The sequence below is a fragment of the Telmatobacter sp. DSM 110680 genome (assembly GCF_039994875.1).
In the GTDB taxonomy this organism is placed as follows: Bacteria; Acidobacteriota; Terriglobia; order Terriglobales; family Acidobacteriaceae; genus Telmatobacter.
Window position 1 is genome coordinate 1,700,673 of sequence record NZ_CP121196.1, and the last position, 13,883, is coordinate 1,714,555.

General features: G+C 57.1%; 16 protein-coding genes. 6 read left to right on the top strand and 10 right to left on the bottom strand.

All coding sequences use genetic code 11. The features are described from left to right. Nucleotides 1–104 precede the first annotated feature (104 nt). The 5 genes from P8935_RS06945 to P8935_RS06965 all read left to right on the top strand — a co-directional run bounded on the left by P8935_RS06945 (nucleotide 105) and on the right by P8935_RS06965 (nucleotide 3,383). Nucleotides 105–542, top strand: coding sequence for an OsmC family peroxiredoxin (locus P8935_RS06945; protein ID WP_348265315.1), 438 nt, complete (start codon nucleotides 105–107; stop codon nucleotides 540–542). A 287-nt stretch (nucleotides 543–829) separates the two neighbouring features. Then, entirely contained in the window at nucleotides 830–1,243 is a 414-nt protein-coding gene (locus P8935_RS06950) for a DUF1761 domain-containing protein (protein WP_348264263.1), read from the top strand. Between the two features lie 95 nt (nucleotides 1,244–1,338). After that, on the top strand, nucleotides 1,339–1,734 hold the full coding sequence (locus P8935_RS06955) for a RidA family protein (RefSeq protein ID WP_348264264.1): 396 nt from the start codon (nucleotides 1,339–1,341) through the stop codon (nucleotides 1,732–1,734). Nucleotides 1,735–1,819: 85 nt separating this feature from the next. After that, entirely contained in the window at nucleotides 1,820–2,254 is a 435-nt protein-coding gene (gene msrB / locus P8935_RS06960) for a peptide-methionine (R)-S-oxide reductase MsrB (RefSeq protein WP_348264265.1), read from the top strand. A gap of 112 nt (nucleotides 2,255–2,366) precedes the next feature. Next, complete coding sequence (locus P8935_RS06965; protein WP_348264266.1) at nucleotides 2,367–3,383, top strand: serine hydrolase; 1,017 nt, start codon at nucleotides 2,367–2,369, stop codon at nucleotides 3,381–3,383. Between the two features lie 99 nt (nucleotides 3,384–3,482). On the opposite strand, the gene rpmB is transcribed toward P8935_RS06965, so the two are convergent. From rpmB to P8935_RS06985, 4 genes are all read right to left on the bottom strand, one after another. After that, nucleotides 3,483–3,671 (bottom strand): 50S ribosomal protein L28, encoded by a 189-nt coding sequence (gene rpmB, locus P8935_RS06970; protein ID WP_348264267.1) that lies wholly within the window; start codon nucleotides 3,669–3,671, stop codon nucleotides 3,483–3,485. A gap of 363 nt (nucleotides 3,672–4,034) precedes the next feature. After that, the gene (locus tag P8935_RS06975) at nucleotides 4,035–4,379 is read right to left on the bottom strand and encodes a hypothetical protein (protein WP_348264268.1); all 345 of its coding nucleotides are present in this window, start codon (nucleotides 4,377–4,379) and stop codon (nucleotides 4,035–4,037) included. Between the two features lie 233 nt (nucleotides 4,380–4,612). Further along, on the bottom strand, nucleotides 4,613–5,962 hold the full coding sequence (locus P8935_RS06980; protein ID WP_348264269.1) for an ATP-binding protein: 1,350 nt from the start codon (nucleotides 5,960–5,962) through the stop codon (nucleotides 4,613–4,615). Then, nucleotides 5,940–6,641, bottom strand: a complete 702-nt coding sequence (locus P8935_RS06985) for a response regulator transcription factor (RefSeq protein WP_348264270.1) — start codon at nucleotides 6,639–6,641, stop codon at nucleotides 5,940–5,942. Before P8935_RS06985 ends, P8935_RS06980 begins: the two co-directional genes overlap by 23 nt. A 184-nt stretch (nucleotides 6,642–6,825) precedes the next feature. Here P8935_RS06985 and P8935_RS06990 point away from each other — a divergent pair, with 184 nt between their 5' ends. Next, entirely contained in the window at nucleotides 6,826–7,857 is a 1,032-nt protein-coding gene (locus tag P8935_RS06990; protein ID WP_348264271.1) for an LLM class flavin-dependent oxidoreductase, read from the top strand. A 1-nt stretch (nucleotide 7,858) separates the two neighbouring features. Here the strand turns inward: P8935_RS06990 and P8935_RS06995 are convergent, their stop codons facing one another. The 6 genes from P8935_RS06995 to P8935_RS07020 form a co-directional block, all read right to left on the bottom strand. Continuing rightward, on the bottom strand, nucleotides 7,859–8,395 hold the full coding sequence (locus tag P8935_RS06995) for a hypothetical protein (protein ID WP_348264272.1): 537 nt from the start codon (nucleotides 8,393–8,395) through the stop codon (nucleotides 7,859–7,861). A gap of 206 nt (nucleotides 8,396–8,601) precedes the next feature. Continuing rightward, nucleotides 8,602–9,861 carry a Glu/Leu/Phe/Val dehydrogenase gene (locus P8935_RS07000; protein ID WP_348264273.1) on the bottom strand — a complete coding sequence of 420 codons (1,260 nt, stop codon included), beginning with the start codon at nucleotides 9,859–9,861 and terminating at the stop codon, nucleotides 8,602–8,604. A 180-nt stretch (nucleotides 9,862–10,041) separates the two neighbouring features. After that, nucleotides 10,042–11,016: a branched-chain amino acid transaminase gene (locus tag P8935_RS07005; RefSeq protein WP_348264274.1), complete on the bottom strand. Its 975-nt coding sequence runs from the start codon at nucleotides 11,014–11,016 to the stop codon at nucleotides 10,042–10,044. Continuing rightward, nucleotides 11,013–12,515 (bottom strand): 2-oxoacid:acceptor oxidoreductase family protein, encoded by a 1,503-nt coding sequence (locus P8935_RS07010; protein WP_348264275.1) that lies wholly within the window; start codon nucleotides 12,513–12,515, stop codon nucleotides 11,013–11,015. The genes P8935_RS07005 and P8935_RS07010 overlap by 4 nt, the downstream gene beginning before the upstream one ends. Continuing rightward, complete coding sequence (locus tag P8935_RS07015; protein ID WP_348264276.1) at nucleotides 12,508–13,575, bottom strand: 3-methyl-2-oxobutanoate dehydrogenase subunit VorB; 1,068 nt, start codon at nucleotides 13,573–13,575, stop codon at nucleotides 12,508–12,510. The genes P8935_RS07010 and P8935_RS07015 overlap by 8 nt, the downstream gene beginning before the upstream one ends. Next, nucleotides 13,560–13,856, bottom strand: a complete 297-nt coding sequence (locus tag P8935_RS07020; protein ID WP_348264277.1) for a ferredoxin family protein — start codon at nucleotides 13,854–13,856, stop codon at nucleotides 13,560–13,562. The genes P8935_RS07015 and P8935_RS07020 overlap by 16 nt, the downstream gene beginning before the upstream one ends. Nucleotides 13,857–13,883: the final 27 nt, after the last annotated feature.

A 13,883-nucleotide genomic window follows, 5' to 3' on the forward strand; every position in this document is an offset into this window, starting at 1 on the left:
GCGGCAGGCGTCCGAAGAATCAAAAGCGTAACGCCGTCCTGATTTTCCTGAGGCGGCGCACCCCAGAGAACAAAGATCAATCGACCAAAAATCCCCAAAGGAGAATATCTATGGCTAGCAAGGCAAGTGCGGTTTGGACCGGTTCACTGAAAGAAGGCAAGGGCACCATTTCCACGGCAACCGGCGTGCTGAAGGACGCCAACTATTCGTTTGCGACGCGCTTTGAAGGCGCATCGAGCGGCACCACCCCCGAAGAGCTGATCGCGGCAGCGCACGCCAGCTGCTTCTCCATGGCCCTCGGCGCGCAACTCGGCGGAGCGGGCTTGACGCCCTCCAAGATTGAGACGCAGGCCGCAGTTACCCTGGCCAAGGTTGAAGGCGGATTCGCCGTGACGAAGATCGCGCTCACCACGACGGCAAGCGTTCCAGGCGCAACAAAGGAGGTCTTCGACAAGGCCGCTGCCGATGCCAAGGCTGGCTGCCCCATCTCGAAGCTCTTCGCCAACAACACCGAAATCACCCTCGACGCTAAGCTCGTCTAGACAGTTTCGATTTTCGTTGCATCCCATCCTTCCCATCCAGCTCTTTTCGCTTAAATGCGATCAGCCGGATGGGATGTGTGTTTCTGGGCGTCTTGTTCGTTGGCTCGCATTGTCTAGAGGGCCGGGATAGTTAGCACTCACTTAACTTGATGTATTACTAACCTCCATCCCCGATGGGGTTTACGCTTGACACCTTCTCCGTATCAGGCCAAAGTTTATTCGCAATCACCTTGCCAACTGATTGTGTATTGAACTGCGGCGCGACTGCGCATGCAGAAGGAGTGTTCATGATTCAGTTTCACTCTATAAACAACGTCGCCATCCTGGTCTCCGCAATCATCTTGTGGATTCTGGGCGCAATCTGGTTTTCACCCGCCCTGTTCGCCAAGCCCTGGATGCAGCTCCTGGGAATCACGGCGGAGCCGGGCAAGCGCGATGGTATGTTGCTTGGCATGACCGCGTCATTCATCGGCGACCTGGTTTTGTCTTTCGTCCTATCCACCATCATCATGTGGTCCAACACCACAGGTTTTGCTCACGGAGCCACCCTCGGCGTCCTGGTCTGGATCGCGTTTTTCGCCGCGCCAAATCTGCCGCAGGGTATCTACGAGAGGAGACCGTTCAAGCTTTTCGCAATCACCGGTGGTTACTGGCTTGTTGGGCTCTTCATCGTTGGCGGGATGCTTGCAACCTGGCGCTAGGCTGCTGGTGATGTAGTTTTTACGACTCTTCTCCCAGGGGCCGCGCTTCACTACGAGGCGAGACCCCCGGGGATCCTACCCGCTAAAATTAGTTCATGAGCAAAACCGTCGTCTCCACCTCGTCGGCGCCCAAGGCGGTCGGACCTTACTCGCAGGGCATACGCTGCGGCAACCTCGTCTTCACGGCCGGACAAGCCGCGCTTGATCCTTCTACCCAGCAGCTTATCTCCGGCGGAATTACCGAACAGACCCGGCGCACTCTCGACAACCTGAAAGCCGTGCTCGAAGCAGCGGGTACCACACTCGACCGCGTGGTCAAGGCCAATGTCTATCTCAAAGACATGAACGACTTCGCCGCGATGAACGCAGTCTATGCAGAGTACCTCGCACCGCAAGGCGTTATTGCTCCCGCTCGCACCACCATTGAAGCGGCGCGCCTTCCCAAGGATGCTCTGGTTGAGATTGAACTGATCGCTGAAATTGGCGATTAAGTCATCGCTGCATTTCGCGCATACGTAGCGTGAACGCATCAGATTGTTGAGCTGCAGCATCCAATAAGTCCCTATTGGAGGTCTCATGAGCAACCCACCCAAAGAGTCCGGCGTGGCCGCGAAGGTCACCCATACTGAAGCCGAATGGCGCGAGAAGCTGACGCCGCATCAGTATCACGTGCTGCGCGAGAAAGGCACGGAGCGCCCCTACACTGGCGCCCTCACTGAGAATCACGAAACCGGCAACTATCATTGCGCCGGTTGCGGAGCGCTGCTGTTTCTCTCTGGAGCAAAATTCGACTCCGGCTGCGGCTGGCCCAGCTTCGTGATTCCTGCTGACTCGAAGGCCATCCACGAGCACGAAGACAATACCCTCGGCATGCGCCGCGTCGAAGTTACCTGCGCACAATGCGGCGGGCACCTGGGACACGTCTTCCCCGATGGCCCCCGTCCCACTGGGCTTCGCTACTGCATCAACTCGGCCTCGCTGACCTTCACACGCGAAGGCGACACGAAATAGAGAATCGGGCACAGTCGGTAGCGAACCTGGTCGCTTTTACATCGAACTTGTCGCCGACTTTGTGGGTAACCACCGGCGCACGCGGCAGGCGCTCCTGCGATAGTCTGAGCACATGATTTCGTTGAAGTGCGGGAGAAGCGTTTCAGCTTTAGTTCTCGGGCTTGCCACATTGCTGCCGGCTGCGGCTCAGCAAGACCCTCAGCTCGACCACCAGATCAAGACGATCAGCGAAGCTCATCACGGCCGCGTCGCTGTCTACGCGCACAACCTCCGCACCGGCCAGACAGCATGGCTGCTGCCTGATGAGCCTGTACAGACGGCCTCGGTGATCAAGATGGGCATTCTGCTGGATGCGGCTGAGCAGATTCGCGCGGGCCACGCCTCTCTTGACGAGCGCATCGTGCTCACGAAAGCCAACCAGGTTGAAGGCTCCGGCGTTCTCGGGGAATTGACTTCACAAATCGCACTTACGCTCGGCGACACTCTTCGGCTGATGGTGATTCTGAGCGACAACACCGCTACCAACATGGCCATCGATCGTCTCGAACTAGTGCATATCAATGCCACACTGCGCGCAGCAGGACTTCGCCAGACCGTGCTCTACAAGAAGGTCTACATCCCCGCGATCGGCCCCATGCCGTCCGACTGGACAAAATTTGGCCTGGGCAAAACTACAGCCCGCGAGATGGCTGCCATTATGGAGCGGTTTGCCACCTGCCATCTGGCGCTCGACAACTCTACCGCGCTGCCCGCTGACGGAAAGATCTGCGGCGCCATACTCGACATGCTGCGACATCAGCAAGATCGCGACAGCTTGCCGCGCTACCTTGAGACGCTGGATACGAGCGAGACAGGCTCTGCGATAGGCAACAAGACCGGTGCGCTCAACCAGGTTCGCAACGATGTTGCACTGATTTCGTCGAAGGCAGGCCCTATCGTTATTGCCGCATTCACATGGGAGAACAGTGACCAGCGCTGGACGGGCGATAACGAAGCCGAACAAACCCTCGGCAAACTGGCCAAGGCAGTCGTTGATCGATGGTCCCCGCAGGGGCTCGATCCGTCCGCATTTCGCTGGGAGAATCCACTGAGTTCGTCAGGCACAGATCCAAAGGCGACGGCGCCTTAGTGCTGATTGCAGACACAACAAAACCCCGTCCGCGCGGACGGGGTTTTGGGATCGACTCTGCCTTAACTCTTATCGGCCGAGAGCGCCAATTGCCAGAAGCTAGGTCTTCGAAACTTTACCGCTCTTGATGCAGCTGGTGCACACGCGGATGCGCTTCGGATTGCCGTTCACCAGCGCCTTCACTGCCTGCAGGTTCACGTTCCAGCGCCGCTTGGTTACGTTGTGCGCGTGCGAAATGTTGTTGCCAAACTGCGGCCCCTTGCCGCAAACATCACATACCTGTGCCATTTCATTTGCTCCAAACTTGTCTGAGTTTTAGGGGCACGCCCGAACTGGTATCCAAACTGATTTGGAACAGCTCTCATCCGTCCTGATTTGTAACTTCAGCTCTAAGACGGGCGAAGGGGCGAATGAAGACACACTCACCCTTCAGCTTGCCGAAGATTCAGTATACCCTGAACTTCCGCTCAGGCCAACCCGCAAGGGCGGACCGGCCGATTACAGACCGTCAAATCTAAGGAGGGGAAGCCGCTCATTTGAAAAGAGTTCCCCTTCCGGACGAGCCGGAAGGGGAAGGAGAGTTCAAACACATGAGTGAATGAACAAAACTATTGCGATGTGTCAGGCTTGGTTCTGACCTTGGTAGATGAGTTACCGGCCTGAAGCGGTCGCGCCTTCGAGCTGCAGGCTCACGTTGCTCAGCTGGATGGTCTGCAACTGATCGGCACCGCCCTCGCGGCTCACGATGTATCCCTTGTGGTTGTGCTTCTCTTCGACGAGCTTCGCCGGAACTGTGAAGCTCTTGCCGTTTTCCGCGATCGTAACCTGGACGTTGTCGCCGGTGCCGTTCCAAGTCACCTTGTAGTCGCCTGCAGGAATTTCGTTGGCGCCAATCTTAACGGGCGTTGCAAAGTTCAAGGACTGTGAATTCTTGGCAGCAAACGACGGGGCAGCTGCGAGAGCGAGCATAAGTGCGTAAGTAGAAAGACGCTTCATGATGTTCTTCTCCGATTGCCTCGATGAATTTGAGGTGAGATAGTGAGGCACTGACCACAGTGAACACCATCGGCAAGTTTTCGTAGCTTAAGAAACGTTAAGCGGCTCGTATGTTCACGCCCGGCTTCCAGCAAGTGACAGAAAACACGCATGGATCAAGGCTTTGAATCGTACTTAAGAAACTGCATTCTGGTACGCGGTCGCGATTGTTCGAGCGAACTCAAAGCAATAATTCACTTCGTATTTACAATCCCTTCATGCGTTAGTGGAATCGAGATTATGACACGCAACCCAGGGGTTGCATTTTCTGCACTAATCGCTCCACGGTGCACGCATACTGCGCGCTTGGCAATTGACAGGCCGAGGCCGGAGCCTCCGCCGTTGGTATTGCGCGCTTCTTCCACCCGGAAGAAAGGATCGAAGATGCGCGCAAGCGATTCTTCGGGAACACCCGGCCCGTAATCACGAATCGTAATGGCTGCGTCCTTTGCATTCTCGCTGATGGAAAGCTCGATCGGCGATTTCTCCGGCGAATAGCGAATTCCGTTGCGCAACACGTTCTCAACGGCGCGGCGCAGCAGTTCGGGATTTCCTTGGATCGATCCGCAGACATTGCCGCTCACTTCAATCCGGCAGCCACGAATTTCAGCCTCAACACTGCAGTCGCGTACCACCTCTTCGATAATGTCGCGCACGCAAATCTCGCGTTTGTCCTGCAGCGCAGGATCATCCTCCACGACGTTGATTTCTACGATGTCGGCAACCAGCGACGCGATGCGGTCTACATCGCGTTCAATCCGCTCCAGCGCCGTCGTTGGGTCTGAACTGGTGCGTGCCAGCTTCATCGCAAACTTGAGGCGCGCCAGTGGGGATCGCAGCTCATGCGAGATGTCGCCAAGCAAACGCCGCTCGCTCACGATCAGCCGTTCGAGCCGCTCCGCCATCTCGTTGAACGATCGCCCCAACTGCCCAATCTCGTCGTCGCGGTCCGTCTCCACGCGGACGCCCAGGTTGCCCTGGCCAAAGAGCGCGATACTTGCGGCGACTTTGCGAATTGGCGAAATCACGCCGGCCGCCGCAATCCAGCACAGGATGCCGGTTGCGCCGATCACCAGGAAATAGTAGGGAAGAAATGAAAAAATGCGTGGCGGCCGATCCTGGCCCTCCGCGGCGAACCAGAATTTTCCGTCCGATGCGCGGTGGGTAATCTCCCAGTGGCGATGCGCTTCAGTTCGCGATTTCACTGCGGGTGGCGCGGGCAGCATCTCCACCCGGCTCACGCCAGTCACCAGGTCGGTGCCATTTGCGTCCAGCAGATAATGTGCGCCGCCGAAGAGACTGTTCAAGCTGTCTAGATATTTCTTGAGAGCAGGTACCCCACTGCTGAGCAGAACGTTGCGCGCGCTTTCCAGTTGCAACTCGTCGAAGCGGTCATACACCGGATCGATTTTTTCCGTTTGAATCTGCTCTGAAATTGCACGGAAGGCAACGAACGAGAGCGACAGGATACCCACCATCGCCAGCAAAACCCAGATGTAAAGTGACTGCCTTAGCAGGACCCTAGGCTGCGCCGGTAAAGACATATCCCACTCCACGAACCGTTCTGATCAGGCTTCGCGCGCCCTCGAGCTTTTTGCGCAGATGACTGATGTGGACATCGAGAAAGCGATCGTAGGGCGTGGCCTCCCGCTCGAATAGCGCAGCCGTAATTTCGTCCCTTGAAACCACCCGCCCTGCCGCACGCATCAGCATCTCCAGAAGATCGAACTCTGCAGCCGTCAAGTCCACGACAACATTGTCGAGCCAAACCTCACGCGTCGTCGGATTCAAACGGAGATTCCCAATCAAGATGTCGTCTGATTCTGTGCGCGTCAGCGACTCAGACCTCCGCAGTACAGCGCGCACCCGAGCGAGCAGTTCATCCGGATCAAAAGGCTTGGGAAGATAATCATCCGCACCCGCGTCAAGTCCCCGAATCCTGTCTTGCTGCTGCACTCGCGCCGTGAGCATGATGATGGGCATATCTTTGCGCCGTCGCAGCCGCTGCAGCAACTCGAACCCATCCACAACCGGCAGCATTACGTCGAGAATGATCAGATCGTAGGTGCCGTTCAGCGCTGCGGTCAGCCCTTCGCGGCCGTTGTAGGCGCAGTCCAGGTGATGGCCCTCCTGCGCAAAGAATTCGCGCATCATTCCGCACAACTCCACGTCGTCGTCCACCAGCAGGAGCGAGAGTTGCCGCGGCTTTTCTAAGCTTTCCATTTGGCTCACGTTTAAGGCTAATGGCAACACGAATTACCCCTACGGCTTCCAAGTCTCGCACACCGCAAGGTCTATGTGCCTGCCTTAACAATTCTTAACGTAAATGACCGTCAAAGCGAGCCTGATATCCCGTCATCCGGGTGACCTTGAATCGCAATAGCGGGACGTTCATCTAACACTAAGAATGAGTTTTCCTATTTCAGTACTCGATCTTGTAGGGATGCATCCGGCAGAATTGGCCGGCGGCGCTATCGCCCGCTCCGTCGATCTTGCGCAGCACGTGGAGAGCTTCGGCTATCGCCGTTTCTGGCTCGCCGAGCATCACTCCATCGAGGGGCTGGCTTGTTCCGCAACATCGGTGCTCATCGGCCACGTCGCCGGCGCAACAAAGACCATTCGCGTCGGCAGCGGTGGCATCATGCTGCCGAACCACGCGCCCTTGGTCGTGGCGGAGCAGTTTGGAACGCTGGAAGCCCTCTATCCCGGAAGAATCGATCTGGGTCTGGGCCGGGCACCCGGCGGCGACTTCCACACTATGCGTGCGCTCCGTCGCGATCTGGCCCAAAGCGGCGACGATTTTCCCGGGTTGCTTGCGGAATTACGGACGTATCTTGGGCCCGGAGTTTCCGGCCAAGCCGTGAAGGCAATTCCGGGTCAGGGTAGCCATGTTCCCATCACGCTTCTTGGATCGAGCGACTTCAGCGCGCGCCTTGCAGCATCGCTGGGCTTGCCATTCGCATTCGCCGCGCATTTTGCCCCGGAGATGCTGCTGCATTCAGCACGTCTGTATCGAAACCTCTTCCACCCTAGTGAGACGTTGCAACAGCCTTGGCTGATGATTGGCGTTCAAATCATCGTAGCTGAAACCGACGCCGAGGCACGAAGACTCTTCACCACTCCACAGCAACGTTTTCTGCGCCTCATTCGCAATCAACCGGTAGAGTTGCTGCCTCCGGTTGATTCGATGGATGGTTTGTGGACGGAATGGGAGCACGCTGCTGTAGAGAGCAGACTGGGGGCAGCGATCGTAGGTTCCGAATCCACGGTGAAGGCGGGGCTCGAAAAGCTTGTCGCCGATACGGGCGCCGACGAAGTAATCGTTGTGACCGATGCCTGGGATCACGAAGCTCGTCTGAATTCCTACCGTCGGCTCGCGAAAGTTGCCGAGACTATCGGCGCGAAATCGCTTGCGGTATCGAACTCAACTTGTCGCTGAGCTAAGGTTTCATCGATTTTTGAATTCTGAAATGTGACTGACTTGCCACGGCGGTTGCATCTGCACTTTCACCCACGGACAGGGTCAGGTTGTTCACGGCAAACGACGTCGTCGATGCGAAGTCCAAAATGGAAATAAAACGCGCGATGCGGCGATGATGGTGTCGGATGAGGAATCGCGTTGCACCGAGTTCCGAAAGCCACATTGCGCCGTCAAACGCATAAATGCTGCCTGTACTGTTCGCGATGAACGCGGGCAAATTCTGCTCATAGTTGCACGTGGATACGCCAACCATCTTCTGACCCGAACTGCAATTGTTCTTCAACATCCTTGTGGTGGAATAGGCATCCAGCATGCGGGCGCCACCATCGGCGGCCAGGAACGTCCAGGTAAGCCGGTCGATGCGAGGCCTCGCCGTTTGCGCTGCTGGCGGCTTTAGAACGAAAGCGCTCTCCAGATCAGATTTGGCCGGGCCAGGAGTCTTCGCCATCAGCAAAGGTGCAAGAAGGAAAAGAAATAAAACGCCAGATAGCCGCATCGTATGAGCTCTTTCGCGGTGACACTGAAAGACTCATCGGCAGTCCAGGCCAAAATTTCAGTTACGAACGCCCGTAACCGATTTGAAAGAGTTTGGCTAGTGAACCTTCTCCCCTAAGAAGGTTGCTCTTGAAGATACGAAGGGCGGCATCTTTCAATGCCGCCCGCAAAATGTTCAAGCAAATCAGCCTTCAGTCCTATTGCATCCTATGGATAGATGCCACGCAGGTGAATGGCTTCAGCGACGCGGCCGATGCCCAGCATATTCGCTGCGATCCGCATCGACACGTTGCGATCAATGTGAATCTTCAGCACGTCTTTGAAGGATGTCTTCATCACCTTCTCGAGGCGGTTGTAAACGTCCTGTGCCTCCCAGAAGAGGTGCTGCTCGTCCTGCACCCATTCGAAGTAGGACACCGTGACACCACCGGCATTGCAAAGAATGTCGGGGATAACAAACGCACCTTTCGCCTCGAGAATCCTGTCGGCTGCCGGAGTAAGTGGGCCATTGGCAGCTTCAGCGATGATGCGCGCCCCTATGGTATTTGCATTCTCGCCGGTGACAGCGTTCTCAAGTGCGGCAGGAACGAGAATGTCGCACTTTAAGGCCAACAACGCAGCGGGTTCGATCGGCTCGCTGCCTGGGAATCCGTACACATGCCCAGTGATTTCTTTCATGTGCATCAGTTCCGGAATGTCGAGCCCATCGCGGTTGTAGATGCAACCAGTCGAATCGCTGACCGCGATGATCCGTGCGCCAGCTTCATGCAGCAGTTGCGCCGCAATCGATCCGGCATTGCCGAATCCCTGCACCGCAACCGTAGCGCCTTTCAGCGGGATGTCGAGGTGCTCGCATGCGCACTGGATGGTGTAGAAGCAGCCGCGGCCTGTGGCTTCATTGCGGCCAAGCGATCCGCCAAGGCTGATCGGCTTGCCGGTAACGACGCCGGGGATCGTGTAGCCCTTGGTCATGCTGTAGGTGTCCATGATCCAGGCCATGGTTTGTGAGTTGGTGTAAACATCTGGTGCAGGAATGTCCTGATCGGGACCTATCAAGGGTAGAATCGCGCTGGTGTAGCGGCGCGTCATCCGCTCAAGTTCGCCCTGCGACATGTGTTTGGGATCGCAGGTTATGCCACCCTTACCGCCGCCAAACGGAATATTCACGACCGCGCACTTCCAGGTCATCCACGTGGCCAAAGCTTTCACTTCATCCAGAGTGACCTGCGGATGGAAGCGAATGCCGCCTTTGGCGGGACCGCGGGCAGTGGAGTGCTGTACGCGATAGGCCTCAAAGCGGTGGATGTGTCCGTCGTCCATGCGGACAGGGACAGTTACGGTAAGCACGCGCTCGGGAAACTTGATCATCTCCCGCGTATCGTTGTCGAGGCCGAGGGCGTCCGCCGCGGAATCAAAATTCTCCAGCGCCACGTCATAGGCATTGTCTACGAGTTTTGTTGCGAGCATCGTTGTTTCCTCCTTCTGGCAAGACCAGAGAAGGTGCTCTTTCTGACCGCGCGCGAGGTCGACGCTCGCAGATGGCTACGTCAACTCCAGTGTCCGGCCTTCGGGGTATTTCCTCTCCGGTTTGCATTGCCCCCACCGTCTACCATGCGGGTGCAGCGAGAGAGCTTGCTCCGTCAACGATTAATCAACAATGGAAACCAGTTCCTGCTCGTGTTTCATCCGCGACTGATAGACCGGCGTGAGCCAGTTCCAGTAAGCCTGCAGGTGTCCGCGGGTCGCATCGAAATACAGCTTTTGTATTGAGTGCGTAACCGCTCCGATTGTTCCGGTCTTCACTTCGCGGTGGTCAACGCGCACAATGGGTGCGACGCCGACGGCCGTTCCCGTGAAGAACAGTTCGTCACATACGTAAAGTTCGCTGCGGTCGATCGGTCTTTCAATGACCCGCAGTCCCATTTCGCGAAACGCCAGTTCCATGATGCAGTTTCGCGTGATGCCCTCGAGAGCGTTCTCGGTCACAGAGGGCGTAATGAGCTTTCCGTCGCGCACCATGAAGATGTTGCAGGTGGCGCCTTCAGCGACGTGTCCATTTTCGTTTAGAAAGATGGCTTCGTCGAAACCGGCCAGGCGTGCATCGTCACTGGCCAACGCGCTGTTCACATAGGCGCCGCAGATCTTGGCGCGCGCCGGAATCGCATTGTCCTCGATCCGACGCCAGGAGCTTACTCCGGCGTGCAGGCCTTTGTCGCTATGCAAATATTCGCCAAAGGGAAGTGCAACGATTGCAAAGGCATCCTGGTCATCGGTGCTGACACCCACGCGTTCGGCGGACTTGTAAGCCAGGGGTCGAACATAAACATTGGTGTGGAACGCATTGCGGCGCATCAGCTCGACCGTAATCGCGCAGAGTTCCGGCACCGTAGCTGGAACCTGAATGCGCAGAATGCCGCAGTTCTTTTTCCAGCGCTCGTAATGCTCGTGGGCGCGCAGGATAAACAGATCGTCGTCAGTGGGAACCCAGTGCGCGCGAATACCTTCAAAGACCCCGGTGCCGTAGTGCAGTGCGTGCGTAAGGATGTTGACCTGCGCATCGCGCAGAGGCATATATTTGCCATCGAAGTACACGATCAGATTTGGATCGGCAGTGGCTTTCATACCGCAACCTCTTTCGGGGTCCCCGGGAACAGGTCTTGGTCGATGGGGTGTTTGTGCGTTTCGCGATACAGTTCGCGCCCTCGCGCCAGGGCCCGTTCATCAAGCTGATACCAGCGCTCGGATTTGACCAGGCGATGGAGTGCCTCATCGATACTGGGCTGAGGCAGCGCACCTGAAATCTCAAGCAGCGCGCCAAGCATCACCATGTTTGCCGCGCGGGGATCACCCAGTTCATTGGCAGCTTGCGTGAAGTTCAGAGCCAGAACGTTCACATCTTCGCGTTCGCAATCATCCGGAAAAACGTCGCCGTTGTAGATCACCCATCCGCCTGTCTGCACACTCAAGTCAAACTTGCGCAGCGATGGCTCGTTCATGGCGATCAGGAAATTGGGCACCGTGACCAGAGGAGAATCGATGGGTTCGTTTGAAACGCGCACGTGGCAGTTTGAAGTTCCCGAGCGCATCTCCGGTCCGTACGATGGCAACCACGAGACTTCGAGTCCAGCATCGAGTCCAGCCTCGGCCAGCACTTCGCCGAGCAGGAGGACGCCTTGCCCACCAAACCCTGCAACGCGAACGTGAAGATCTACATGACTCGCTTCATTACTCGTTATTGGAATGTGCGGCAGATCCTCGTGCTCGATTCCAAGGATGGCGGGGATCTCTTCGAGACTTGGCGCGTGATTCGTTGCAACGCGCGGCTCGCGATCCTTGGTCCGATCGCAGACAACTCCAAGAGGATACGTCTTTTCCATGACGTCACGGACCCAATGCTGCGCCTCGACGGCAGACATCTTCCAGATCGTGGGGCAAGGCGAAAGAACTTCAATCATCGAGAATCCGAGTCCGCGCACCTGGTTCTCGACGGCGCGCTTCACGGCGCGTCCGGCCTGCGCGATCTGCTTGTTGTCGCCGAGGCCCACGCGCTCGATGTAGACAGGAGCATCGAGCGTCGCCAGGAGTTCGCTCATGCGGAGCGGGTAGCCTTCGTTAGCGGCGTTGCGACCAAAAGGCGTGGTCGTGCTCTTCTGGCCAAGTAGAGTTGTCGGCGCAGCCTGTCCACCCGTCATGCTGTAGATGGCGTTGTTAACAAATAGGACAGTGATGTTTTCGCCGCGATTGGCCGCGTGCAGAATCTCCGCAGCGCCTATCGCCGAAAGATCTCCGTCGCCTTGGTAACTGATGACGATACTGTGCGGGTGGCTGCGCTTTGCCGCCGTAGCAACCGCAGGCGCACGTCCATGCGCCGCCTGGATATTGCCGACATCGAAGTAGTTGTATGCGAATACGGAACAACCAACCGGGCTGATCAGCACGGTTTGATTCTGTATGCCGAGTTCATCTATTGCTTTGGCTAGCATCTTGTGCACAATGCCGTGTCCGCAACCGGGGCAATAGTGCGTCTGGTGTTGCAACTCTTCTTTGCGCGCGTAGGTTTCGTAGAAGACTTTCGCCTTCGAATGCACTACTTCGTAATCGGATTCCATGGCACTAGACATGGGCCATCTGCTCCTTCTCGGCGACAGCCAAAACAAACTTGAGAATGTCTTCGTGCGACGGCACATTACCGCCGACGCGACTTAGGAATTCCACGGGGCGTGCGCCGTTCAACGCGAGCCGAACGTCTTCGACCATCTGCCCGTTGCTCATCTCCACGACAACGAAGGAATGCGCTCGCTTGGCCAACCGCTGGAAATCCGCAGTAGGGAATGGGTAGAGAGTGATGGGCCGCAGTAATCCGACCTTAATGCCCATCGCCCGAGCTTCCGCGGTTACGGCCTTCAAGATGCGTCCCACAATGCCGTAACCAACAAGGACAAAGTCAGCGTCGTCGGTGAACCAGTGTTCGGCTCTCGTCTCGCGCAGTTCGGCCTGGCGATATTTCGCTTCAAGTGCGTGCATGTGCGACTCAAGGTCGTCGGCGCCCATATGCAGAGACGTGATCATGTTGGCGCGTGACTCAGAAGTTCCGGCCACGGCCCAGTCAGGCAGTTGCGGGGCTATCGCTTTTTCCGCGAACTCAACGGGCTCCATCATCTGGCCTACAAAACCGTCTGCAAGAATTACCACCGGATTGCGATAGCGGTCGGCAAGTTCGAACGCGAGTGCGGTAAGGTCGGCCATCTCCTGTGCGGAGTAAGGCGCGAGCACGATGGTGCGATAGTTTCCGTTGCCGCCGCCCTTCACCACCTGGTGATAGTCGCCCTGCTCTGAAGCGATGTTGCCAAGCCCCGGGCCACCGCGCGTGATATCGGCGATGACGCAAGGCAGTTCCGCGCCAGCCATGTAGCTGATGCCTTCCTGCATCAGGCTGATGCCAGGACCGCTCGATGCCGTCATGCAGCGAACGCCTGCCGAAGATGCGCCGTAGAGCATATTGATGGCCGCTACTTCGCTCTCCGCTTGTAGAAATACGCCGCCCACCTGCGGCATGTAGAGCGCGGCAGCCTCCGTAATTTCGCTGGCGGGAGTAATTGGATAACCATAGAAACCGCGGCAACCGGCGAGTATCGCGCTTCGCACAATCGCTTCATTGCCCTTCATCAATTGCTTGCGCATGCCAGGACCTCCTGTTGCTGCACGGCGACACCGTGGCGCAGACGCAGAACGGTAATCGCTCCGGGTTCGGGGCACGCCAGGAAGCAAATTCCGCAGCCCGTGCAGCCGGAGCCGTTATAAGTCGCGGTGCGATATCCGTAATGATTGAGCTGTTCGCTCAGATGGATTGCCTTGGGAGGGCACGCCTCGATGCATAGTCCGCATCCCTTGCATTCGTTTCCGTCTACGCGCAGCAGGCCCCGATCTCGCTTGCCTGTTCCGGTCTTTTCTGGGGATGTCATGATTCGCTCCTCATAGTGATGGCTGCC

What these genes read in the sequence shown, in the direction of transcription:
- P8935_RS06950 (WP_348264263.1), top strand. Translation starts at nt 830, where the DNA reads ATGATTCAGTTTCACTCTATAAACAACGTCGCCATCCTGGTCTCCGCA.
- P8935_RS06955 (WP_348264264.1), top strand. Translation starts at nt 1,339, where the DNA reads ATGAGCAAAACCGTCGTCTCCACCTCGTCGGCGCCCAAGGCGGTCGGA.
- msrB (WP_348264265.1), top strand. Translation starts at nt 1,820, where the DNA reads ATGAGCAACCCACCCAAAGAGTCCGGCGTGGCCGCGAAGGTCACCCAT.
- P8935_RS06965 (WP_348264266.1), top strand. Translation starts at nt 2,367, where the DNA reads ATGATTTCGTTGAAGTGCGGGAGAAGCGTTTCAGCTTTAGTTCTCGGG.
- rpmB (WP_348264267.1), bottom strand. Translation starts at nt 3,671, where the DNA reads ATGGCACAGGTATGTGATGTTTGCGGCAAGGGGCCGCAGTTTGGCAAC.
- P8935_RS06975 (WP_348264268.1), bottom strand. Translation starts at nt 4,379, where the DNA reads ATGAAGCGTCTTTCTACTTACGCACTTATGCTCGCTCTCGCAGCTGCC.
- P8935_RS06980 (WP_348264269.1), bottom strand. Translation starts at nt 5,962, where the DNA reads ATGTCTTTACCGGCGCAGCCTAGGGTCCTGCTAAGGCAGTCACTTTAC.
- P8935_RS06985 (WP_348264270.1), bottom strand. Translation starts at nt 6,641, where the DNA reads ATGGAAAGCTTAGAAAAGCCGCGGCAACTCTCGCTCCTGCTGGTGGAC.
- P8935_RS06990 (WP_348264271.1), top strand. Translation starts at nt 6,826, where the DNA reads ATGAGTTTTCCTATTTCAGTACTCGATCTTGTAGGGATGCATCCGGCA.
- P8935_RS06995 (WP_348264272.1), bottom strand. Translation starts at nt 8,395, where the DNA reads ATGCGGCTATCTGGCGTTTTATTTCTTTTCCTTCTTGCACCTTTGCTG.
- P8935_RS07000 (WP_348264273.1), bottom strand. Translation starts at nt 9,861, where the DNA reads ATGCTCGCAACAAAACTCGTAGACAATGCCTATGACGTGGCGCTGGAG.
- P8935_RS07005 (WP_348264274.1), bottom strand. Translation starts at nt 11,016, where the DNA reads ATGAAAGCCACTGCCGATCCAAATCTGATCGTGTACTTCGATGGCAAA.
- P8935_RS07010 (WP_348264275.1), bottom strand. Translation starts at nt 12,515, where the DNA reads ATGTCTAGTGCCATGGAATCCGATTACGAAGTAGTGCATTCGAAGGCG.
- P8935_RS07015 (WP_348264276.1), bottom strand. Translation starts at nt 13,575, where the DNA reads ATGCGCAAGCAATTGATGAAGGGCAATGAAGCGATTGTGCGAAGCGCG.
- P8935_RS07020 (WP_348264277.1), bottom strand. Translation starts at nt 13,856, where the DNA reads ATGACATCCCCAGAAAAGACCGGAACAGGCAAGCGAGATCGGGGCCTG.